A 21,020-nucleotide genomic window follows, 5' to 3' on the forward strand; every position below is an offset into this window, starting at 1 on the left:
GCGCGGGGATCCTTACGGCAGCACCGGCACGTGCATCAGACCGGTCGTTTCATCCAGCCCGAACATCAGGTTCATGCACTGCACCGCCTGGCCGGATGCGCCCTTGACCAGATTATCCTGCACCACCAGCACGACGACGGTGTCGCCATCGTCAGGGCGATGCAATGCGATACGCAGCATGTTGGATGCGCGCGTCGAACGCGTTTCCGGATGCGAGCCGAACGGCATCACGTCGACGAACGGTTCGTTTGCGTACATCTCTTCGTACAGCTTCTGCAGGCCGGCATTGTCGATGTTCGTCGTCAGGCGTGCATACAGCGTCGAGTGCATGCCGCGGATCATCGGCGTCAGGTGCGGCGTGAAGATCAGGCCGACCTTGCCCTTGGCCATATGCGACAGGCGCTCCAGCGTTTCCGGCGAATGACGATGACCGGAAACCCCATAAGCCTTGAAGTTGTCGCCGGCTTCGGAGAACAGCGTCGCCACTTCCGCCTTGCGTCCGGCACCGGATACGCCGGATTTGCAATCGGCGATCAGATGCGTCGCATCGATTACGCTGGCCTTCAGCAGCGGCGCAAAGCCCAACTGCATCGTGGTCGGATAGCAACCCGGATTGCCGACGATGCGCGCCTTCTTGATTTCTTCGCGATTCAGTTCGACCAGGCCGTATGCCGCTTCCTTCAGCAGATCCGGGCAGCCGTGCGGCATCTTGTACCACTTCTCGAAGGCATCAATGTCCTGCAGGCGAAAGTCCGCTGCCAGATCGATGACCTTGACGCCGGCCGCCAGCAATTCGCGCGCCTGCGCCATCGCCACGCCGTGCGGCGTCGCGAAGAACACGACATCGCATTCGGTCAGCCTGGCATTGTCCGGCGACGAAAAAGCGATATCGACGCGACCGCGCAGCGACGGGAACATGTCCGCCACCGGCATGCCGTCTTCCTTGCGCGACGTAATCGCCGTCAATTGCACTTGTGGATGCGTGGAGAGAATCCGCAGCAGTTCCACGCCCGTGTAACCCGTACCGCCAACAATGCCAACCTTGATCATGTTCTTTCCTACCAATAAGACGCGTATCACCTTGCCATACGTCTTTGCATACGCGATTGCATATTCTAACAGCCGAATTTTTCAGAATGTTTCCATCAATCAAATCCGGCCCGGAAGATAAAAAAGCCGCCAGGCGCGAACCTGACGGCTTTTCGATATTGCTGAAACTGGGTTTCGATAGACGCAGATTAACGCTTGGAGAACTGTTTGGCGCGGCGTGCTTTGCGCAGACCGACCTTTTTACGTTCAACTTCACGTGCATCGCGAGTCACGAAGCCTGCTTTCGACAGTTCCGCTTTCAATGCGGCATCGTAGTCGATCAGTGCACGGGTGATACCGTGACGGACCGCACCTGCCTGGCCCGATTCACCACCGCCGTGGACGTTGACCATGATGTCGAAACGTTCGGTGTTGTTCGTCAGTTCCAGCGGCTGACGGATGACCATCAGGCCGGTTTCGCGCGAGAAGTACTCGGCGGCCGGTTTACCGTTGACGACGATCTGGCCGGAGCCCGATTTGATGAAGACGCGAGCCACTGCACTCTTGCGACGGCCGGTTCCGTAGTTGTAGTTACCGATCATGTCCGTTCCTTAGAGTTCGAGTGCTTTAGGCTGCTGCGCGGCGTGCGGATGCGTGCCGTCTGCGTAGACCTTGAGCTTTTTGATCATCGCGTAGCCGAGCGGGCCTTTAGGCAGCATGCCTTTGACCGCTTTTTCCAGCGCGCGTCCCGGAAAACGCTGTTGCATTTTCAGGAAGTTCGTTTCGTAGATACCGCCCGGATAACCGCTGTGGCGATAGTAGGTCTTGTCGGTGGCCTTGGTGCCGGTCACGCGCAGTTTGCCTGCATTGATCACGACGATGAAATCGCCCGTGTCGACGTGAGGAGTAAATTCCGGTTTGTGCTTGCCGCGCAGTCGGCGTGCCACTTCGCTGGCAACACGTCCGAGGACTTTGTCCGTCGCGTCAATCACGAACCAATCGCGCTGGACTTCATGTCCTTTAGCGGAAAAAGTTTTCATGATGACTTCCTAGTTGATTGACTTGCTCAAAATGGCGGTTACGCAGTTAAACCACTAATCCGCGTACGCATCCTTGTTATCTCTTCCTGAGCAAACGGAAGAACCGCAAATTATAGACTTTTCAAGGACTTGGCGTCAAATATCCATCGCAAACCCAGCCATGGCAATGCCAATCCGTGACATTCCGGCGACATGCGAGGAGCTGTTTTCGCCGGTTATTGCCGATCCGGCAATGCGAATGGGCGTACGAACCGCGACGCCAGCCATTACAATGTCAGCACTTTTGATTGGCAACTTGACGAGAATTCAACAATGGAATGCACAGTACGCTGGACCGGCCTGTCCGGCATGACCTTTCTGGCTGAAACCGGCTCCGGCCACGTCGTCGCGATGGACGGCGCTCCCGAAGGCGGCGGTCGCAACCTTGCGCCGCGCCCGATGGAAGTCGTCCTGCTGGGAACCGGCGGCTGTACCGCCTATGACGTCGTCGTCATCCTGCGCAAGAGCGGCCAGGATGTACGCGGCTGCGAAGTCTCGCTGAAATCAGAACGAGCGGAAACCGACCCGAAGGTCTTTACCAAGGCGCATTTCCATTTCACCGTCACCGGTCGCAACCTGCGTCCGAACGTTGTCGAACGCGCCATCAAACTGTCGCACGATAAATACTGCTCGGCTTCGATCATGCTAGCCAAGACAGCAGAACTCACGCACTCGTTCGAGATCATCGACGATCTGGCTCCCGCTGCTGCCTGACAAAGAAGCCTGAAAAGAAAAGCCCGGCACCAAGGCCGGGCTTTTTGCATGTCTGCGTTGCAGACGGCTAGAGATAATAAGCCGTCGTCGTCATGACCTTTGCCATCGCACGCATCGATTGCCGCGCCAACGGCGGAACCGGCTTTGCTCCCATCTCCTGTGCGGCCGCACCATGCGCGGCTTCATCCACACTCATCTGCGCCACGATCGCCAGCGACTTCATGTCCTTGGGCGGCAGACTGCCCATGTGCTTGTTGAGGTGCGCTTCGACCTGACGTTCGGTTTCGACGACAAAGCCCAGGCTGCGCGCATCCCCAAGCGCAGCAGCAACCGAACCCAACGCATAAGAACCCGCATACCAGAGCGGATTCAGCAAGCTGGGGCGCGAACCGAGTTCGCGCAAACGCTGCGCCGTCCATGCCAGATGATCTTCTTCCTCATGACCGGCGTCGATGAACTTCGCACGCACAACATCGTTGCGCGCGAACCTTGCCTGCGCCTGATACAGCGCCTGCGCGCACACCTCACCGACATGATTGACGCGCATCAGTCCCGCACTATGCCGCCGATCCTTTGCATCCATTTCGCTTTCCGCCACATTTGCAGCCGGCGACGGACGCCGTGCGACAGAGACAGCGGCCATCGTGCGCAACGCCGAATCGAATTCGGTAATCAGTCGATCCAGAAAATACATGGTGCCTTCCCTAACTTATCTAAATTTAACAGTCATGTTGCCGTTAGGCATGGATAATGCGCCGCATAACAATTATTCGACAGCTTCGCCTCGCCGCCGCAGGCCGCAGGCCGCACGCCGCTTCCCCATCGATGAAAATCACGCGCATCGCCCTTGCCTTGTCCGGCATGTTTTGCCTGAACGCCCACGCCCAGTCTTCCGTCGAGTTCTACGGCACGATCGACGTCGGCATCCGCAGTCTGACGCACGCCAATGCCGACGGCGATCGGCTCGTGAAAATGAGCTCGAACGGCGAGTTCTTCAACAATCGCATCGGCATCAAAGGCAACGAAGTGCTGGGCAATGGGCTGAATGCACACTTCCAGTTCGAAAGCGGCTGGAACGGCGGCACCGGCGAACTCGACAACACGCAAGGCCGGCTCTTCAACCGTTACTCGCTGGTCGGCCTGAACGGCGACTTCGGCAAACTGGAATTCGGCCGCATCCCGTCGCTGTCGTGCAAGATCATCAGCTTCTACGATCCCTTCGAATACCACTACGTCCATACGATTCCGCTGGCTGGATTTTCCGCCGGCGACAGCGAACGCAACTTCCCCGGCTATCCGTTCGGAACGATGATCGGCACCCGTTTCAGCAACGACGTTCAGTATATAGGCACTTCCGGCGGCCTGACCTATGGTGCCGAATATGCATTTGGCGAAAAAAGTGGCGCAACGAAGGATGGCTCCGCCTATGCCGTCGCGGCCGGCTATGCAAACGAGCGCTTCACGATAGGCGGCGGCTATACACGGCAACGGCCGAATGTCTCCGCCGCCAGCACCGCGATTTTCCGCAATCAAAGCCAAGTCACTTTCGGCGGATCATGGCGCTTCGGCTCGATCCGCGTAGCAGGTGGTTATATGCGCACCAGCAGCGACGATGCTGCAGCGCTGCCCGGCCATCAGGCGAAAAACACTTGGATAGGCGCCAGCCACGACTTCACGCCACGCATCAGCGTCACGGTCGGCTATTACCGGACAACCTTTGAAACCGGCGGCAACGAACGGGCGCGCCGGAATTTTTCCATTATCGGTGCGACCTACGCGCTCTCGGCGCGCACCAATCTATATGCCGCCATCGACAACGCCGCATTAAGCGGCCTTGCCACGTTGACAACTGGCGGTCAAACCAGCCAGACAGGCATCTCGCTCGGCCTCAATCACGCATTCTGAATGCATGATATGTCACACGGTTGACATCAAACTGTCATCAAATTGACACGAACTTGTCATAAATCGCTGCGTTCTGTTGCAAAAACCCATCAACACCTCGTTCGCCGTCCTCTTGTAGCAATCCTGTCACATTTCTTTGTTCCAATCCTCTCGTCAGCTTGCAGGCATTACAAGCAAGGTCTGAAAGATCGTCACTCAGCAAGTGACCTTTAAACAACTCTCGAGGAATTGGAATGAAAAAATCACTCTTGGCGCTTGCAATCTTCGGCGCGTTCGCCGGCACCGCATCGGCGCAATCGTCGGTCACCATCTACGGTATCATTGACACCGGCATCGCTCACCTCGACAACGGCGGCGACAGCGTCAACGCGATGCGCAGCGGCAACAACAACTCCAGCCGTATCGGCTTCAAGGGTGCAGAAGACCTCGGCAACGGCTTGAAGACGACCTTCGTGCTGGAAAACGGCATCAATACGGATGATGGCACCGGCAACGCAGGCTTCAGCCGCATTTCCTACATCGGCCTCGAAGGCGGCTTCGGTAAAGTCCGCCTGGGCAAACAAAACACGCCGATCAAGGAAGCCCTGTCGAAGATCGATCCGTTCGGCACCGGCGGCATGGTCAACGCCATCACCTTCCTGGGTGGCAGCGCGAACGGCATTGGCGCCATTCCTGAACGCAATCCGAACCAAATTATTTACATCACGCCTAACTTCTCCGGCTTCTCTGGCGAAATCGCTTATCAATTTGGCGAAGCCGAAGGCGACAACAGCGCAAATCGCGTCTGGGGTGCGCAACTGGGCTATTCGAACGGCCCGCTGAATGTCCAATTCGGCTACAGCGATGGCAACACCACCGATACCGACGTTGATCCTTTCGTCGACGAAAGCGACCTCAAAATCGCAATGATCGGCGCCACCTATGATTTCGGCGCAGTCAAATTGCACGGCGCATACAGCCAGAAAAAACTGGAAAGCAATATCGGCGGCGACGATCTGAAGATCAAGAGCGGCCTGATCGGCGTGACGGTTCCGTTTGGCGCCAGCGCAATCCGTGCTGAATACATCAACAACAACGACGATCGCAACGATTACGACAACAATGTGCTGGCTCTGTCCTACACGTACTCGCTGTCGAAACGCACAACGCTGTACGCAACCTACGCCCGCGTAGATAACGACGACCTGTCGGAACAAGGCTTCAGCGGTGGCGGCGACGTCGTTGCAGGCGAAAACACCAGCGGCTTCGCGGTCGGCATTCAGCACAACTTCTGATATCGCTTCACTGCGTATTCAGCCCAAAGCGCCCTGCGGGGCGCTTTTTTTATGCATGCCAACTGTCGCATATCAAACAACAACCGGGGCAGATGCGGAGAAAAGCTTTTTCCATTATCAAAAGTATGCTACTAATATATTAGTGGTATCCATATTGACATCCACTATTCATTACAACGACAAGCTTCATTCTCTATATCTCGGGAGCAACTCATGAAGAAAAGCATTATGGCCCTGACCATTTTGGGGGCCTTCGCATATCAGGCACATGCGCAGTCCTCCGTCACCGTGTATGGCATCGTCGACACCGGTTTTTCCAGCGTCGACAACGGAACCGATCGTACGAATGGCCTGAGCAGCGGCAACAACAGTGCCAGCCGTATCGGTTTCAAAGGCCTAGAAGATCTAGGTGGAGGACTTCAAGCCGAATTCAAACTGGAGAACGGCATCAACACGGATGATGGCAGCGGAGGCTCGGGCTTCAGCCGTTATGCATACATAGGATTGAATGGCGGATTCGGCAAAATTCGCATGGGTCGACAGGATAATCAAATCAGCGAAGCAATCATCAAGCTCGACCCATTCAGCGCAGCTGGCGTCGGCAACGCACGGAATTTCTATGCCGGCGGCGGCGTCCCGCAACGCCAGCCCAATATGCTGACTTGGTTGAGCAATAACTATGGCGGTTTTTCCGGCTCCCTCGGTTATATCTTTGGTGAAGTTGCCGGCGACAATAGCGCCAATCGCGGCGTCGGCGCACAACTCAGTTACGCGAATGGTCCGCTGAACGTGCAATTCGCCTATCAGAAGCAAAATTACAACGGCACGACAAATGTACTCGGCTTCAGCGGCACGGGAGCCGATCTGGACGACAAGAATATCCTGCTCGGCGCCACCTATGATTTCTCCGTCTTGAAACTGCATGGCTTCTATGGCGAACGCAAGCTGGAGGGCCCGGCAACCGTAGCCGCCTTGGGGGCGACCGACTTCGATGACAAGATTCGCACGGCCATGCTCGGCGTCACAGTTCCGTTTGGCGTCAGTGCTATTCGCGCTGATTACATCAAGAACGATAACAAGGATATTGACGATGCCGACAACAGCGTCTGGGTGCTCTCCTACACTTATTCGCTATCGAAACGGACTACGCTCTATGCCACCTATGTCCGCACCGACAACGACGACAATTCCGTCATGAGTGTGGCCGGCCCCAGCGCAACGAACTTCACCGCGGGCGAGAACGGTAGTGGTGCCTATCTAGGCATCAATCATCGTTTCTGAACAAGCCGGACGTACAACAACGATCTGTCGATATATGGGCTCAGCGACGACACGGATGTCGTTGCTGGCCCGAGAGCCAACGATTTCGCGACCGGCATTCTCGACAACCGCTGATATCGCCCTTGCATATTTGTTCCAAAGCGCCCTGTAGGGCGCTTTTTTGTTTTCGCAACGCCATTGCCCCGCACGAACCCAACCCGCCCAAGCTCAAATGATGCTTTGATGTCCATTTTCATCTGACATGTCACTAACATGTTGTAAAAATGCATCAGCGATAACCTATAACTTCTCCTTTCTTCTTTTAGTTATTGTGCATCTCGTCGTGTTTTTGCTTAAATGGATTCCAATGTCCCCAGGACAGAATGGCGTAGTGAGCCGACACAACATTTATTAAAAAACAATATTTGGAGCAATCAATGAAAAAATCCCTTTTGGCTCTCGCAGTTCTGGGCGCGTTCGCAGGTGCCGCTTCGGCACAATCGTCCGTGACCATCTACGGCGTGGTGGATACGTCCTTCACCAGTATCGATCAGGGCGCTGATCGTACGAACGGTCTCGGCAGCGGCAACAACTCCGCCAGCCTGATTGGCTTCAAAGGCGTGGAAGATCTGGGTAACGGACTGAAAGCAGAGTTCCGTCTGGAAAACGGCATCAGCACGGATGATGGCACCGGCGGCGCAGGCTTCAATCGTCTGTCCTACATCGGCCTGAACGGTGGCTTCGGCACGGTTCGCCTGGGCAAACAGGAAACCCAGCTCAAGGAAGCCTTGACGCCTATCGATACGTTCGGCACGGGCGGCATCGCTGCTTCCACCAACTACCTCGTCGGTGGCAACATCGCCGGCGATAACGACGCCAGTGCCGCAAGCACGGTTCTGACGCAGCGCGTTGGCAACATGGTCACGTGGTCGAGCAACAACTACGGCGGCTTCTCCGGCTCGCTGGGCTACTCCTTCGGCGAAACGGAAGATGACAACAGCGCCAACCTTGGCATCGGTGCGCGCGTCGGCTATGCAAACGGCCCGCTGAACGTCCAGTTCGCTTATCAAAGCCTGAACTACACTGATGCAGTGACCGGCAGCGACGCTGACGACCGTGTCATGATGCTGGGCGGAACCTATGATTTCGGTGCATTCAAGCTGCACGGTGTCTATGGCGATCGCAAACTTGACGCCGGCCTGATCGGCGCCGACAGCGACAAGATTCGTTCCGGCCTCGTCGGCGTAACCGTTCCGTTCGGTGCCAGCGCGATCCGTGCTGAATACATCAAGAACGATAACAAGGACATCAACGATGCAGACAGCGATGTCTGGGCACTGTCCTACACCTACGCAATGTCCAAGCGTACGACGTTGTACGCAACCTACGTTCGCGTAAGCAATGACGACAATTCCGCTCTGGGCGTCGGCAATCAAGTCGCCGTTCAAGGCGAAAACGCCAGCGGCGTTGCTGTCGGCATCAACCACAAGTTCTAATCGCAAACGGGTCCCAGCCCGTTTTTGAGAAGAACGCAAAAGAAAAGCGCACCCGAGGGTGCGCTTTTCTTTTGTGCGTTCGCCCGCCGCATAACCTTATGAATTTATATACGTTCACAAGACACGCCCCCCTCTGATCAAATGCAATCCGATGTGTTTGCAACAAATCGATTATTGCAACCACATCGCCACTAATCATTTAACGGCCCATCTCTTTCTGCGACTTGTGTTGCCGTCGGATGTTTTGTTTCAACGCTGGTCATTGTCTTTTGCGAATAGCAAAATTTTTATAACAACATTTTTCAGTACTGGGAGAATTTGATGAAGAAAACCCTTTTGGCCCTCGCATTCACGGGCGCATTTTCCGGCGCAGCCTTCGCGCAATCATCCGTCACGATCTATGGCATCGTCGATACGGGCTTCACCAGCATCGACAATGGTGGCACCAATAATGGCAAGGATCGCGTCAACAGCATCAGCAGCGGACAAAACTCCGCCAGCCGCATCGGTTTCAAAGGCATTGAAGATCTGGGTAACGGATTGAAAGCAGAATTCGTTCTGGAACAAGGCATCAACACCGATGATGGCACCGCAGCGGGCAACAACGCAGGCTTCAACCGCCTGTCATTCATTGGTCTGAACGGCAGCTTCGGCAAAGTCCGCCTGGGTAAACAAGAGAATCAATTAAAAGAAGCCCTGACCCCGATCGACCCATTTGGCGCAGCCGGCATCGGCAGTGCCAACAATTTCCTCCTCGGCGGCGGCGTCAATGGCAAAGGTACCGACCAGCGCCAAGGCAACCAGGTGACCTGGTCAAGCAACAACTACGGCGGTTTCTCCGGCTCGCTGGGTTACATCTTCGGCGAACAGGCCGGTGACAACAGCGCCAACCGCGGCATCGGTGCACGCATCGGCTATGCAAACGGTCCGCTGAACGTACAGTTTGCCTACCAAAACCAGAATTACAGCAACCTCACGACGCTGGATGCGGATGACAAGATCATCGTTCTGGGTGCGACTTACGACTTCGGCGTCGTCAAGCTGCATGGCATCTATGGCGATCGCAAACTCGATGCCGGCCTGCGCGGCCTGACCGATGGCGACAAGATTCGCTCCGGCCTCGTCGGCCTAACCGTTCCGTTCGGTGCCAACGCAATCCGCGCCGAATACATCAAGAATGACAACAAGGATGTCGATAATTCAGACAGCGACGTCTGGGCATTGTCATATACCTATGCCTTATCGAAACGCACGACTTTGTACGCGACCTACGTCCGTACCAGCAACGATGATGGCTCTGCATTGGGCATCGGCGGCGCCGATCAAGCAATGCTTGGCGAAAATGCCAGCGGTGCCGCTATTGGCATCAACCACAAATTCTAATTAAGGACGAACATCTTCTCTGGACAAATAAAAGCGTCCCGGCACGCTTTTATTTGCAAAAAGACATTCATCGATATCGAATTAACAATGAATTATTGAAACAAGCTTAATTTCCTCACCGAAATAGTGCATTTAGCCAATGAGCCGCACTGCGCCGTTGCAAAAAAACGTCACAAATCCGTCATAACACCGGTTTTTCTGCGTTGCGGTTGTACCTCCAGTATGTTTTTTGTTTAAATAAGTTCCATTGTCCAAAGGGCAGTACGGAGTAGTAGGCCGGTAGAAGTACTTACTTAGATAACAATACTTGGAGTAACTAATGAAAAAATCTCTCTTGGCTCTCGCAGTTCTGGGCGCGTTCGCAGGTGCCGCTTCGGCACAATCGTCCGTGACCATCTACGGTGTCGTCGATACCGGCTTCTCTTATATCGACCAAGGCGATGACGCTGCTGGTAACAACGTCAACCGCACTGGCATCGAGTCGGGCATGAACGCTGCCAGCCGCATCGGCTTCAAAGGTATTGAAGATCTGGGCAACGGCCTGAAAGCAGAATTCGTCCTGGAAAACGGCATCAACACTGATGACGGTTCCGGTGGCGCAGGCTTTAGCCGTCTGGCATTCGTCGGTTTGAACGGTGGCTTCGGCAAAGTCCGTCTGGGTCGTCAAGAAAACCAGATCAAGGAAATGCTGGGCAAGATCGACACATTCGGTGCAGCTGGCATGGCCAACGCACATGATTTCATCGGCGGCTACGACGGTGATCTGGGCATCCCACAACGTCAAGGCAACATGGTGACGTGGCAAAGCCAAAACTACAGCGGCTTCAACGGCTCGCTGGGCTATATCTTCGGTGAAGCAAACGACGATAACGGCGCGAACAGCGGCTGGGGTGCACGTATTGGCTACGGCAATGGTCCGCTGAACGTTCAGTTCGCATACCAAAACCAGAACTACACGGACCTGGTCGGCGACACCAACATTGTTGATCCAGCTGGTATCGACGCAGATGCAAAAACCGCTCTGCTGGGTGCAACCTATGACTTCGGCGCATTCAAACTGCACGGTCTGTATGGCGAACGTAAGTTCGACACCGGCCTGGTTAGCGCAACGGACAGCGTCAAAGTCCGTACCGGCCTGATCGGCGTGACGGTTCCGTTTGGCGCCAGTGCAATCCGTGCTGAATACATCAATAACAGCAACAAGGATATCGACGATGCAGACAGCGATGTCTGGGCACTGTCCTACACCTACGCAATGTCGAAGCGCACGACCCTGTACGCAACCTACGTTCAAGTTAGCAACGACGACGGTTCGACGCTGGGTCTGGGCGGCGGCGACTTCCGCGCAGCATCTGGCGGTGAAGACGTCAGCGGCTTCGGCGTTGGTATCAACCACAAGTTCTAATCATTCGCAGGCTTAAGCCTGCCTTGATTGAATTAAAAAAGGCACCTTCGGGTGCCTTTTCTTTTACCTGACAGTCCAATCACGAATCACGCACTAACCACGCGACTCTCTGCAAATCACCGGTTCCTTGGCGGTCGAAATACCTGCGTATCAGCATAGAACGCCCGATCTTGCATCATCCACCATCCCGGCACCCCTAGTACCGGTAGCGGAGAAAAATCGGCAGTCGTCAAGCCACCCTGTCGTTGCAATTGTGCTTCGACCGCCTCATCCACCAGATGGCATTGCTGCAAAACTGACAATCCTTGATCGGCGATATCCAGCCCGACTACCCACGTATGCGCGGTAATGGCTTTATACGGCTGCACCAACTTTTCCATCAAGGCATGCCCGAACAGCAACACATGGCTATGGCGCACGAATGCCTCGCGCCGTTCAATGAATGCCTCTTGCCAGGCATGTGCCCTTAATGCCGCAACAAGACGGCTATCCGTGGTAACGAACAGCGCAGCATTCTCGTCGAAGATAGTTGCCGCATCGCGCAGTTTCCCGCGCATGGCGGAAGTGCCTGACGCAGCGGCCGTCACCGGCATGTCGGCACGCAGATACCCGGCCTTCGCAATTTCCGCCGCCTGCAACGCGTTCAACCGTACTTTGATACGCGGAAAAGTCAGCCAGACCAACGCATTGAAAAAATCGTGCAGATTGTCGCGTGTCGGCACGCCGCCGGTCTCGTGGATGAAGGCTTCATAGGCGACGCCTGGCGGCAGTGCGGATTGCGGCACAAAGCGTATCGGCCGGCCGGCGCAATTACACAGCGCCTGCCTTGTCGCGCGTTCGTCCAGCGCACGCCGCCAATCGGGAGCAGCAGCAATTTCCTCTCCCAACGCACGAACATGCGCCAGCCATGGGCGCGACCAATCAATCGTAGAAAGAAAAGATACCGCCAAAGGCATGGCGAGATGGCTGCAAGAAAGACCGCGAAATCAGACGAACTTCCAGCCCATCGTTTCGCCGCCGTTCAGCGGTACGACTGTCGCATTCGCCAGCGGCAGTTCCACGGGAATTGTCCACTCCTCGCGCCGCAGCGTCACCGTGCCGGTATTGCGCGGTAGCTTGTAGAAATCCGGGCCGTTGAAGCTGGCGAACTGCTCCAGCTTGTCCAGCGCGCCCGCCCGGTCGAAGGCTTCCGTGTACAGCTCCATCGCATGCAAGGCCGTGTAGCAGCCGGCGCAGCCGCAAGCGTGTTCCTTCATCCCTTTCGGATGCGGTGCTGAATCGGTACCAAGAAAGAATTTCGGGCTGCCGGACGTCGCAGCGGCGACCAGCGCTTGGCGATGCAACTCGCGTTTCAGGACCGGCAGGCAGTAATAATGCGGACGGATGCCGCCCTTAAAGATTTCATTACGGTTGTACAGCAAATGATGCGCGGTGATCGTGGCGCCGACATGGCCGTCGGCTTCGGCGACGTATTGCGCGGCATCCTTCGTCGTGATGTGCTCGAAAACGACCTTCAACTCCGGCATGTCGCGGCGCAGCGGCTGCATCACGCGATCGATGAAGACGGCTTCGCGATCAAAGATATCGATGTCGCCATCCGTCACCTCTCCATGCACCAACAGGGGCATGCCAACGTCCTGCATCGCCTCCAGCGTCTTGCGGCATTTGGAGAGGCTGGTTACGCCGGCGTCGGAATTCGTCGTCGCGCCTGCTGGGTATAGCTTGACGCCGTGCACGATGCCGCTTTCCTTTGCCTTGCGGATTTCTTCCGGCGGCGTATTGTCAGTCAGATAAAGTGTCATCAACGGCTCGAACTGCATGCCGGCCGGCAGTGCAGCCAAGATGCGTTCGCGGTAGGCCACAGCCTGCGCGGTCGTCGTCACCGGCGGTTTCAAATTAGGCATCACGATGGCGCGCGCGAACTGGCGCGCCGTGTCAGGCAAAACGGAGGCGATCGTCGCGCCGTCGCGCAAATGCAGATGCCAGTCGTCCGGACGGGTGATCGTAATGCTGGAAGGGGTCTTGGATGCGGATGGCGTTGTCATGGGAGAACTCTTTCTTCAACAACCGTTATTTTACCCGTTCGTCCTACCCTTCTTCTCGCCCCTCCCACTCAGGCACGAAAGCTAGTGAATGATCTTCGCCAGGAAATCCCGGGCACGCTCCGATTGCGGGCGGTCAAAGAATGCATCCTTTGCACAATCTTCGACAATGCCGCCGCCATCCATGAAGATCACGCGGTTGGCTACCTTGCGCGCAAACCCCATTTCATGCGTGACTACCATCATCGTCATGCCGTCGTTCGCCAGTCCGCTCATCACGTCCAGCACTTCGTTGATCATCTCGGGATCCAGCGCCGACGTCGGCTCGTCGAACAGCATCGCGATTGGATCCATCGCCAACGCCCGGGCGATTGCCACGCGTTGTTGCTGCCCACCGGAAAGCTGGCCCGGAAACTTGTCCTTGTGCGCCAGCAAACCGACGCGATCGAGGTATTTCAGCCCATGCTCCATCGCTTCTCCCTTGCCTCGGCCCAGCACCTTGATCTGTCCCAGCATTAGGTTGTCGCGAATGGAAAGGTGGGGAAACAGTTCGAAATTCTGAAACACCATACCGATACGCGCACGCAATTTCGACAGATCAGTTTTCGGATCACCGACCGAGATGCCGTCGACGACGATGCGGCCCTGCTGAAAAGGCTCCAGCCCATTTACCGTTTTAATCAGCGTCGACTTCCCCGAGCCGGAAGGCCCGCAGACAACGACCACGTCGCCCTTGTTCACTTGCGTCGAACAATCAGTCAGCACCTGAAAGCTGCCGTACCATTTGCTGACCTTTTCCATTTCGATCATGGATACTCCTCTCCGAAGAACCGTTAGCGCACGATCGCGTAGCGTTTGTGAATCCGTTTGACCGCTGTCGATAACGCCAGGCTGAGCAGAAAATACACGACGGCGACGAACAGATACATTTCCACCACGCGGCTGTCGCGTTGTGCAATCTTGACCGCCGCGCCGACGAAATCCGTCACGTTCAGCAGCGATACCAGCGAAACGTCCTGGAACAAGATGATGGTCTGCGTCAGCAGCAACGGCAGCATGTTGCGCCATGCCTGCGGCAGCACGATCAGCCGCATCGTCTGCGATGACGTCAAGCCGATCGCATGGCCTGCGTCGAACTGCCCTTTCGGCACGCTCTGAATGCCGGCACGCATGATTTCGCAGAAATAAGCCGCTTCGAACAGGATGAAGGTGATATAGGCGGAACGATCGGCGCCGATCGCCACGGGCCACTCGGAACCGGTAATCGACTGCAGCACCAGCGGCATCATGAAATAGAACCAGAAGATAACCAGCAGCAGCGGCAGCGAGCGCATCGTGTTGACGTAGCCGGCTGCTAGCATGGACAACGTGCGATTAGGCGACAGCCGCGCGATCGCCAGCAGCGTACCGAACGCAATGCCGCCTATCGTGGCAACAACGGTCAGCTGCAGCGTGTAGCGGATACCGAGCAGCAACAACGGCCAACTGTCGAGAATGACGGCATAGTCGAAATCAGACATGGCTACCTCCCGTATTGCGGCCCGAATCGCGTCCCGGAATGGCAAGCCTCTTCTCGATCAATACCATCATTCGGTTGGCTGCTAGCGCAGCCAACAGATACAGCAATGTCGCCGCCGCAAACGCCTCGAAATAGCGAAACGTCATTTCGCCCATCTCGCGCGTACGGAAAAACAGTTCGACCAGTCCGATCGAATAGGCGACCGCCGTGTTCTTGATCAGATTCATCAATTCCGACGTCAGCGGCGGCATGATGATGCGATAGGCCATCGGCAGCAGCACATAGCGATAAGTTTGCCATTGCGTCATGCCCAACGCGTAGCCTGCGTTGCGCTGTCCACGCGGCAGCGATTGAATGCCGGACCGTACCTGTTCTGCAATACGCGCTGAGGTGAAGAAACCCAGGCAAACCACCGCTGTCGCAAACTGATGCGTAATCGGATCCAGCGAAATCACCAATGTCTTGACTGCCGGTATCAAACCCGGCACGACGAAATACCAGACGAAGAACTGCACCAGCAGCGGAATGTTGCGAAACAGTTCGACATAAGCGCCGCCGAGCATGACAAGCCAGCGTTTGTTCGTCGTACGCGCAATACCGACCAGGGAGCCCAGCACGAAGGCCATGATCCATGCCAACGCAGCAACTGCCAGCGTCCAGCCAAAGCCAGACAACAGCATTGCCCCCCAACTCGGATCCCCCTCCGACATCGGTTCGAAAAAGATATGCAGATCCATGCTGTCCTTTCGGTTGACGTATTCCGTGCCGTTCAGATGTCCTAGATTCCCTTGTCGTTCGGATGGCGAAACGCCTCGCGCAACGCATCCGACAATGGGAAATGCAGATTACGATTGCGCGGCGGAATCGCCTGCGTGAACCATTTTTCATAGATGCCGACGATTTCGCCGGAACGCATGACGTCACCGACCGCCTTGTCGACCAGCTCCTTGAACTGTGGATCATCCTTGCGCAGCATCATGCTGTACGGCTCCCGACGCAGCGATTCTGGAAGAATTTTGTATAACTCCGGTTTCTTCGCATTGGCGATCTGCCCCGCCAGCAGGATATCGTCCATCACGAAGGCAACGGCACGATCCTCAGCCATCAACAGGAAGGCTTCCGCATGATCCTTGCCATAGATTTCCTTGACGCGCACCTCGCGGCCGCGTTGGTAGCTGCGCAACAAGGGCACCGACGTCGTGCCGGATGTGGTGGAAACTGTCTTGCCATCCAACTGAGCAATCGTCGTGATGCCGGAGGATTTCTTCACTGCTGCCGTCACATTGATCAGGAAATAGGTTGGGCCGAACGCCACCTGCTGCTGCCGCACCACCGAATTGGTCGTCGAGCCACATTCGAGATCGATGGTGCCGTTCTTCAGCAAGGGAATCCGATTGCTGGACGTGACCGGCTGCGTACGCACTTCCAGATCCGGCATGCCCAGCTTCAGCTTCACCGCATCGACGATCTTCATGCACAGGTCGATTGCATAACCGATCGGCTGCGCACGATTGTCCAGATACGAAAACGGAATCGACGATTCGCGATAGCCGATCGTAATCGCGCCGAGCGCCTTGATCTTCTTCAACGTACCGCTCAGTTCTTCCGCCTGCGCCGGCCAAACGCCCCATGCCATGGCGGCGGCAATCAACAAGGCAACCAGTCTGTTCGTCCGCATGCAGCCTCCAGTAGATGGGAAAGCAATGGATGCCTATTCTAATCCGCGTGCCGCGGTCGCAGCCTCTCTGGGCGGTGTCGATGCTTGCTGCACATCTTCCGGCATGTCTTCAAGCGCCATGTTTTCCGCGGCGGGCGACGCATCCGGGTCCGCCGGGCCGGCCTGTTGGCGCATCCACATTTGCGCATAGAGGCCATCGGCCGCCAGAAGCTGCATGTGCGTGCCGCGCTCGACGATACGACCATGATCCAGCACCAGAATCTGCTCGGCATCGATGACGGTAGACAGCCGGTGCGCAATCACCAACGTCGTGCGGTCGCGCGCGATCTCCTTCAATTGCGCCTGGATCGCCTGCTCGGCGCGCGTATCCAACGCCGACGTCGCCTCGTCGAAAATCAGGATGGCCGGCCGCTTCAGCAGTGTGCGCGCGATGGCCACGCGCTGCTTCTCGCCGCCGGATAGCTTCAGGCCGCGCTCGCCGACCATCGTCGCGTAACCGTCCGGTAAAGAAACAATGAAGTCATGAATGTAAGCGGCCTTGGCGACAGCGACGATTTCATCATGGCTGGCGCCCGGCCGGCCGTAACCGATGTTGTAGGCGATCGTGTCGTTGAACAGCACGGTATCCTGCGGCACGATGCCGATCGCCTGGCGCAGCGACGCCTGCGTCACGTTGCGTACATCCTGGTCATCGATCAGTATCCTGCCGCTGTCGACATCGTAAAAACGAAACAGTAACCGCGACAGCGTGGATTTTCCCGAACCGCTGTGGCCGACGACTGCCGTCGTGGTACCGGCTGCAATCGTGAAATCGACATCGAACAGTATCTGCCGGTTAGGTTCGTAACTGAAGTCGACATGCGAAAAACTGACTTCCACGCCCTGCGTGGCTAGCGGCTGTGCATGTGGTTTGTCGGCGACTTCCCTATTTTCATCCAGCAGTGAAAACAGACGTTCCATGTCGGCCAGGCTCTGCTTGATCTCGCGATAAATCACGCCGAGAAAATTCAACGGAATGTACAACTGGATCATGAAAGCATTGACCAGCACCAGATCGCCGAGCGACATCGTGCCGGCGATCACGCCCTGTGTGGCACGCCACAGAATCAATGTCACCGCGACGGCGATGATGGCCGACTGGCCCGTATTCAATGCTGACAGCGATGTCTGCGATTTGACCGCAGCCGCTTCATAACGCTGCAACCCTTCGTCATAACGTCGGGCTTCATACGCTTCATTGCCGAAATATTTGACGGTTTCGTAATTGAGCAGCGAATCGATCGCTTTCGTGCTGGCTTTCGAATCCAGATCGTTCATGGTGCGACGGAAATGCGTGCGCCATTCCGTCACGGTGATCGTGAAGACGATGTAGCTGGCCAGCGCGCCTGCCGTAATGGCCGCGAACCAGATGTCGTAATGGAGCAGCATGTAGACGATCACCAATGTGATTTCCACCAGTGTCGGCAGGATGCTGAACAAGGTATACGACACCAGCGACGACACGCCGCGCGTGCCGCGTTCTATGTCGCGCGTCATGCCGCCGGTCTGGCGGTTCAGATGGAAACGCAGCGACAGTTCGTGCAGATGCCGGAATACGCGCAAGGCAATCGTGCGTACCGCCCGCTGCGTGACGCGCGCAAACAGGTATTCGCGTAGTTCGGTGAACAGCGTCGTCGACAGCCGCAATGCGCCATAGGCGACCAGTATGCCCAGCGGCAGGACCAGCAATGCATGCGGGTCGCCGGGGTTGATCGTCAGGCTGTCGATCAGCCGCTTCAATACCAGCGGCACACCGACGTTGGCCATCTTGGCCGCGATCAGGAACATCAACGCCAGCGATACGCGCCACTTGTACGTCCACAAATAAGGAATCAGCGTGCGCAGCACAGCCCAGTCGCTGCGCGTACGGGCGAACTGCGGTGAGGCTTCAGGCGAATGAGAGGAGCGGCGCATGGGAATCTAAAGAACGGAAAGAATCAGGAGCGAATCAGTAAAACGGACGGGAAACCAGATTGTCCGGATGGTTTATGCTGTGCAAGCTGCGTTTGTATAGCCACACGGCCAAGTCGAACAAGCCGAATTGTACGTCTGCCACCCACGATCCCGGAGGAGAGGTCATGTCGAACATGCATCACACCGAGTTGCCTGCAAACAAAATGCCCGAAATGCGCGTGGTGCCCATGCCGCGCGATGCCAACATGCATGGCGACGTATTTGGCGGCTGGATCATGTCGCAGGTCGACCTGGCCGGCGCACTGTGTGCCACACGCCGCGCCAACGGCCGCGTCGTCACCGTCGCAGTCAACTCATTCGTTTTCAAGCATCCGGTCTTCGTCGGCGACCTGCTGTCCATCTATACCGATATCGTGAAGGTCGGTAACACGTCGGTCACGGTCAACGTCGAATGCTATGCCGAACGCAACCGGCTGCAGACGGAAATCGTCAAAGTCACCGAGGCGACGCTAACCTATGTCGCGACCGGCGAAAATCGCCTGCCCCGTCCGCTTCCATCGGAAACGCGGAACTGATCAAGCCGGTTTCGACGGCGACGAATGATCATCGCGCGGTTCGCGTAATTCACGACGCAGAATCTTGCCGACATTGGACTTCGGCAGTTCGTCGCGGAATTCGATGTGCTTGGGCTTCTTGTAGCCGGTGAACTGTTCGCGGCAAAAGTTCATCAGCATCTCTTCCGTCAGATTCGGATCGCGCCGTACGACGAACAATTTGACCGCTTCGCCGGTATGCTCGTCCGGCACGCCGATGCAGGCGCATTCGAGCACGCCCGGATGCGCGGCGACGACACCCTCGATCTCGCTCGGATAGACGTTGAAACCCGAGACCAGAATCATGTCCTTCTTGCGATCGACGATGCGCACGAAGCCACGCTCATCCATGATGCCGATGTCGCCGGTCTTGAAATAGCCATCCGCCGTCATCGACGCAGCCGTTTCCCGCGGATTGTTCCAGTAACCCGCCATCACTTGCGGCCCGCGTATTGCAATCTCGCCCGGCATGCCGAGCGGCACGCTGGTTTCGTTGTTGTCGATGATGCGCACCTCAGTCGACGGAATCGGAATGCCGATTGTGCCGGAGAACTCTACCGCGTCTACCGGATTACCGGTCGCCACCGGCGACGTTTCGGAAAGACCGTAACCTTCGTTGATCGGCACGCCGGTCACTTCCCGCCATTTGTCGCTAACCACTTTCTGCACCGCCATGCCGCCGCCGTTACACATGATCAGCTTCGAGAAATCCAGGCTGGCGAAATCCGGATTGTTGAGCAGCCCGTTGTACAGCGTATTCACCGCCGGCAACAAATGGAAAGGATGCTTGCGCAGTTCCTTGATCATGCCCGGAATGTCGCGCGGATTCGGAATCAGCAGGTTCATCACGCCCAGCCGCGTACCCAGCATGCAGCAGGCAGTCAGCGCGAAGATGTGATACAGCGGCAAGGCGCAGACGAAGGTCAGCTGCTCATTCTTGTCCGCCTTCTGCAACGCAGGCGAAATCCATGCCTCGTTCTGCAGCACGTTGGCGATGATGTTCCGGTGCGTCAGCATCGCGCCCTTGGCGGTACCTGTCGTGCCGCCCGTGTATTGCAGAAAGGCGATGTCATCCTGGTGCAAATCGGGGCGCTGCAAGGACAGATCGGCGCCCTGTGCCAGCGCCTGATTGAACGAAATCCGATACGGCAGCGAAAACGGCGGCACCAGCTTCTTCACATGGCGCACGACAAAATTGACGATTGCACCCTTGATGCCGCCCAGCATGTCGCCCATCGACGCGACGATGACATGCCGGATTTGCGTGGCTGCAATCACTTGCTGCAGTGTCGCTGCGAAATTTTCCAGGATGATGATGGCTTGCGCGCCGGAATCGACTAATTGATGCTGCAACTCGCGCGGCTTGTACAGCGGGTTGACGTTGACGACCACATAGCCGGCCCGCAGCACGGCAGCCAGCGCTACCGGATACTGCAGCACATTCGGCATCATCAGCGCCACGCGCGCGCCCTTCTGCAAACCTTGCGCCTGCAGATAGGCGCCGAGCCTGGTCGACAAGGCGTCGACTTCACGGTACGTCATAAAGCGATCCATGCAAACGTATGCAGGCCGATCGGCATAGTTGCGATACGCCTCTTCCAGCAGATGCACCAGCGACGCGTATTGCGTGAAATCGACTTCCGCCGGCACGCCGGGCGGATATGACGACAGCCAGATCTTGTCCATCCTC

20 protein-coding genes are annotated in these 21,020 nt (G+C 56.6%); 8 read left to right on the top strand and 12 right to left on the bottom strand.

Annotated features, from left to right (window positions below):
• Window positions 1-12 precede the first annotated feature (12 nt).
• The 3 genes from argC to rplM all read right to left on the bottom strand — a co-directional run bounded on the left by argC (window position 13) and on the right by rplM (window position 2,069).
• Window positions 13-1,050 (bottom strand): N-acetyl-gamma-glutamyl-phosphate reductase, encoded by a 1,038-nt coding sequence (argC, locus tag ACO1VH_RS04975; RefSeq protein WP_486243050.1) that lies wholly within the window; start codon window positions 1,048-1,050, stop codon window positions 13-15.
• Window positions 1,051-1,238: 188 nt separating this feature from the next.
• Window positions 1,239-1,631 (bottom strand): 30S ribosomal protein S9, encoded by a 393-nt coding sequence (rpsI, locus tag ACO1VH_RS04980; RefSeq protein ID WP_486243052.1) that lies wholly within the window; start codon window positions 1,629-1,631, stop codon window positions 1,239-1,241.
• 9 nt (window positions 1,632-1,640) lie between these two features.
• Entirely contained in the window at window positions 1,641-2,069 is a 429-nt protein-coding gene (gene rplM / locus ACO1VH_RS04985) for a 50S ribosomal protein L13 (RefSeq protein WP_188422479.1), read from the bottom strand.
• Window positions 2,070-2,381: 312 nt separating this feature from the next.
• Here rplM and ACO1VH_RS04990 point away from each other — a divergent pair, with 312 nt between their 5' ends.
• Window positions 2,382-2,822, top strand: coding sequence for an OsmC family protein (locus ACO1VH_RS04990; protein ID WP_486243054.1), 441 nt, complete (start codon window positions 2,382-2,384; stop codon window positions 2,820-2,822).
• A 67-nt stretch (window positions 2,823-2,889) separates the two neighbouring features.
• Here ACO1VH_RS04990 and coq7 read toward each other — a convergent pair whose 3' ends face one another.
• Entirely contained in the window at window positions 2,890-3,516 is a 627-nt protein-coding gene (gene coq7 / locus ACO1VH_RS04995) for a 2-polyprenyl-3-methyl-6-methoxy-1,4-benzoquinone monooxygenase (RefSeq protein WP_486243056.1), read from the bottom strand.
• Window positions 3,517-3,647: 131 nt separating this feature from the next.
• Here coq7 and ACO1VH_RS05000 point away from each other — a divergent pair, with 131 nt between their 5' ends.
• From ACO1VH_RS05000 to ACO1VH_RS05025, 6 genes are all read left to right on the top strand, one after another.
• Window positions 3,648-4,727 carry a porin gene (locus tag ACO1VH_RS05000; RefSeq protein WP_486243058.1) on the top strand — a complete coding sequence of 360 codons (1,080 nt, stop codon included), beginning with the start codon at window positions 3,648-3,650 and terminating at the stop codon, window positions 4,725-4,727.
• A 233-nt stretch (window positions 4,728-4,960) separates the two neighbouring features.
• Complete coding sequence (locus ACO1VH_RS05005) at window positions 4,961-6,001, top strand: porin (RefSeq protein WP_486243060.1); 1,041 nt, start codon at window positions 4,961-4,963, stop codon at window positions 5,999-6,001.
• 213 nt (window positions 6,002-6,214) lie between these two features.
• Window positions 6,215-7,282 carry a porin gene (locus ACO1VH_RS05010; protein WP_486243062.1) on the top strand — a complete coding sequence of 356 codons (1,068 nt, stop codon included), beginning with the start codon at window positions 6,215-6,217 and terminating at the stop codon, window positions 7,280-7,282.
• A 416-nt stretch (window positions 7,283-7,698) separates the two neighbouring features.
• Entirely contained in the window at window positions 7,699-8,757 is a 1,059-nt protein-coding gene (locus ACO1VH_RS05015) for a porin (RefSeq protein ID WP_486243064.1), read from the top strand.
• Between the two features lie 321 nt (window positions 8,758-9,078).
• A complete protein-coding gene (locus ACO1VH_RS05020; RefSeq protein WP_486243066.1) occupies window positions 9,079-10,140 on the top strand; it encodes a porin in 1,062 nt (353 codons plus the stop codon).
• Between the two features lie 319 nt (window positions 10,141-10,459).
• Window positions 10,460-11,545 (top strand): porin, encoded by a 1,086-nt coding sequence (locus ACO1VH_RS05025; protein WP_486243068.1) that lies wholly within the window; start codon window positions 10,460-10,462, stop codon window positions 11,543-11,545.
• 116 nt (window positions 11,546-11,661) lie between these two features.
• On the opposite strand, the gene ACO1VH_RS05030 is transcribed toward ACO1VH_RS05025, so the two are convergent.
• The 7 genes from ACO1VH_RS05030 to ACO1VH_RS05060 all read right to left on the bottom strand — a co-directional run bounded on the left by ACO1VH_RS05030 (window position 11,662) and on the right by ACO1VH_RS05060 (window position 18,737).
• Window positions 11,662-12,501 carry a DUF3025 domain-containing protein gene (locus ACO1VH_RS05030; RefSeq protein ID WP_486243070.1) on the bottom strand — a complete coding sequence of 280 codons (840 nt, stop codon included), beginning with the start codon at window positions 12,499-12,501 and terminating at the stop codon, window positions 11,662-11,664.
• 30 nt (window positions 12,502-12,531) lie between these two features.
• Window positions 12,532-13,590, bottom strand: a complete 1,059-nt coding sequence (gene pyrC, locus ACO1VH_RS05035; RefSeq protein WP_486243072.1) for a dihydroorotase — start codon at window positions 13,588-13,590, stop codon at window positions 12,532-12,534.
• 81 nt (window positions 13,591-13,671) lie between these two features.
• The gene (locus ACO1VH_RS05040) at window positions 13,672-14,397 is read right to left on the bottom strand and encodes an amino acid ABC transporter ATP-binding protein (protein WP_486243073.1); all 726 of its coding nucleotides are present in this window, start codon (window positions 14,395-14,397) and stop codon (window positions 13,672-13,674) included.
• A gap of 23 nt (window positions 14,398-14,420) precedes the next feature.
• Window positions 14,421-15,107: an amino acid ABC transporter permease gene (locus ACO1VH_RS05045; protein WP_486243075.1), complete on the bottom strand. Its 687-nt coding sequence runs from the start codon at window positions 15,105-15,107 to the stop codon at window positions 14,421-14,423.
• Window positions 15,100-15,843: an amino acid ABC transporter permease gene (locus ACO1VH_RS05050; RefSeq protein ID WP_486243077.1), complete on the bottom strand. Its 744-nt coding sequence runs from the start codon at window positions 15,841-15,843 to the stop codon at window positions 15,100-15,102. The genes ACO1VH_RS05045 and ACO1VH_RS05050 overlap by 8 nt, the downstream gene beginning before the upstream one ends.
• 41 nt (window positions 15,844-15,884) lie before the next feature.
• The gene (locus ACO1VH_RS05055) at window positions 15,885-16,784 is read right to left on the bottom strand and encodes a transporter substrate-binding domain-containing protein (protein WP_486243079.1); all 900 of its coding nucleotides are present in this window, start codon (window positions 16,782-16,784) and stop codon (window positions 15,885-15,887) included.
• A gap of 33 nt (window positions 16,785-16,817) precedes the next feature.
• A complete protein-coding gene (locus ACO1VH_RS05060) occupies window positions 16,818-18,737 on the bottom strand; it encodes an ABCB family ABC transporter ATP-binding protein/permease (RefSeq protein ID WP_486243081.1) in 1,920 nt (639 codons plus the stop codon).
• A gap of 164 nt (window positions 18,738-18,901) precedes the next feature.
• On the opposite strand from ACO1VH_RS05060, the gene ACO1VH_RS05065 reads away from it, so the two are divergent.
• Window positions 18,902-19,312, top strand: a complete 411-nt coding sequence (locus tag ACO1VH_RS05065; protein WP_486243083.1) for an acyl-CoA thioesterase — start codon at window positions 18,902-18,904, stop codon at window positions 19,310-19,312.
• Here the strand turns inward: ACO1VH_RS05065 and ACO1VH_RS05070 are convergent, their stop codons facing one another.
• Window positions 19,313-21,016, bottom strand: coding sequence for a long-chain-fatty-acid--CoA ligase (locus ACO1VH_RS05070; protein ID WP_486243085.1), 1,704 nt, complete (start codon window positions 21,014-21,016; stop codon window positions 19,313-19,315).
• Window positions 21,017-21,020 lie beyond the last annotated feature (4 nt).

This window comes from Oxalicibacterium sp. (genome assembly GCF_057353965.1).

Coding starts and splice junctions, on each gene's coding strand:
- argC (WP_486243050.1), bottom strand. CDS start 1,050: ATGATCAAGGTTGGCATTGTTGGCGGTACGGGTTACACGGGCGTGGAA.
- rpsI (WP_486243052.1), bottom strand. CDS start 1,631: ATGATCGGTAACTACAACTACGGAACCGGCCGTCGCAAGAGTGCAGTG.
- rplM (WP_188422479.1), bottom strand. CDS start 2,069: ATGAAAACTTTTTCCGCTAAAGGACATGAAGTCCAGCGCGATTGGTTC.
- ACO1VH_RS04990 (WP_486243054.1), top strand. CDS start 2,382: ATGGAATGCACAGTACGCTGGACCGGCCTGTCCGGCATGACCTTTCTG.
- coq7 (WP_486243056.1), bottom strand. CDS start 3,516: ATGTATTTTCTGGATCGACTGATTACCGAATTCGATTCGGCGTTGCGC.
- ACO1VH_RS05000 (WP_486243058.1), top strand. CDS start 3,648: ATGAAAATCACGCGCATCGCCCTTGCCTTGTCCGGCATGTTTTGCCTG.
- ACO1VH_RS05005 (WP_486243060.1), top strand. CDS start 4,961: ATGAAAAAATCACTCTTGGCGCTTGCAATCTTCGGCGCGTTCGCCGGC.
- ACO1VH_RS05010 (WP_486243062.1), top strand. CDS start 6,215: ATGAAGAAAAGCATTATGGCCCTGACCATTTTGGGGGCCTTCGCATAT.
- ACO1VH_RS05015 (WP_486243064.1), top strand. CDS start 7,699: ATGAAAAAATCCCTTTTGGCTCTCGCAGTTCTGGGCGCGTTCGCAGGT.
- ACO1VH_RS05020 (WP_486243066.1), top strand. CDS start 9,079: ATGAAGAAAACCCTTTTGGCCCTCGCATTCACGGGCGCATTTTCCGGC.
- ACO1VH_RS05025 (WP_486243068.1), top strand. CDS start 10,460: ATGAAAAAATCTCTCTTGGCTCTCGCAGTTCTGGGCGCGTTCGCAGGT.
- ACO1VH_RS05030 (WP_486243070.1), bottom strand. CDS start 12,501: ATGCCTTTGGCGGTATCTTTTCTTTCTACGATTGATTGGTCGCGCCCA.
- pyrC (WP_486243072.1), bottom strand. CDS start 13,590: ATGACAACGCCATCCGCATCCAAGACCCCTTCCAGCATTACGATCACC.
- ACO1VH_RS05040 (WP_486243073.1), bottom strand. CDS start 14,397: ATGATCGAAATGGAAAAGGTCAGCAAATGGTACGGCAGCTTTCAGGTG.
- ACO1VH_RS05045 (WP_486243075.1), bottom strand. CDS start 15,107: ATGTCTGATTTCGACTATGCCGTCATTCTCGACAGTTGGCCGTTGTTG.
- ACO1VH_RS05050 (WP_486243077.1), bottom strand. CDS start 15,843: ATGGATCTGCATATCTTTTTCGAACCGATGTCGGAGGGGGATCCGAGT.
- ACO1VH_RS05055 (WP_486243079.1), bottom strand. CDS start 16,784: ATGCGGACGAACAGACTGGTTGCCTTGTTGATTGCCGCCGCCATGGCA.
- ACO1VH_RS05060 (WP_486243081.1), bottom strand. CDS start 18,737: ATGCGCCGCTCCTCTCATTCGCCTGAAGCCTCACCGCAGTTCGCCCGT.
- ACO1VH_RS05065 (WP_486243083.1), top strand. CDS start 18,902: ATGTCGAACATGCATCACACCGAGTTGCCTGCAAACAAAATGCCCGAA.
- ACO1VH_RS05070 (WP_486243085.1), bottom strand. CDS start 21,016: ATGGACAAGATCTGGCTGTCGTCATATCCGCCCGGCGTGCCGGCGGAA.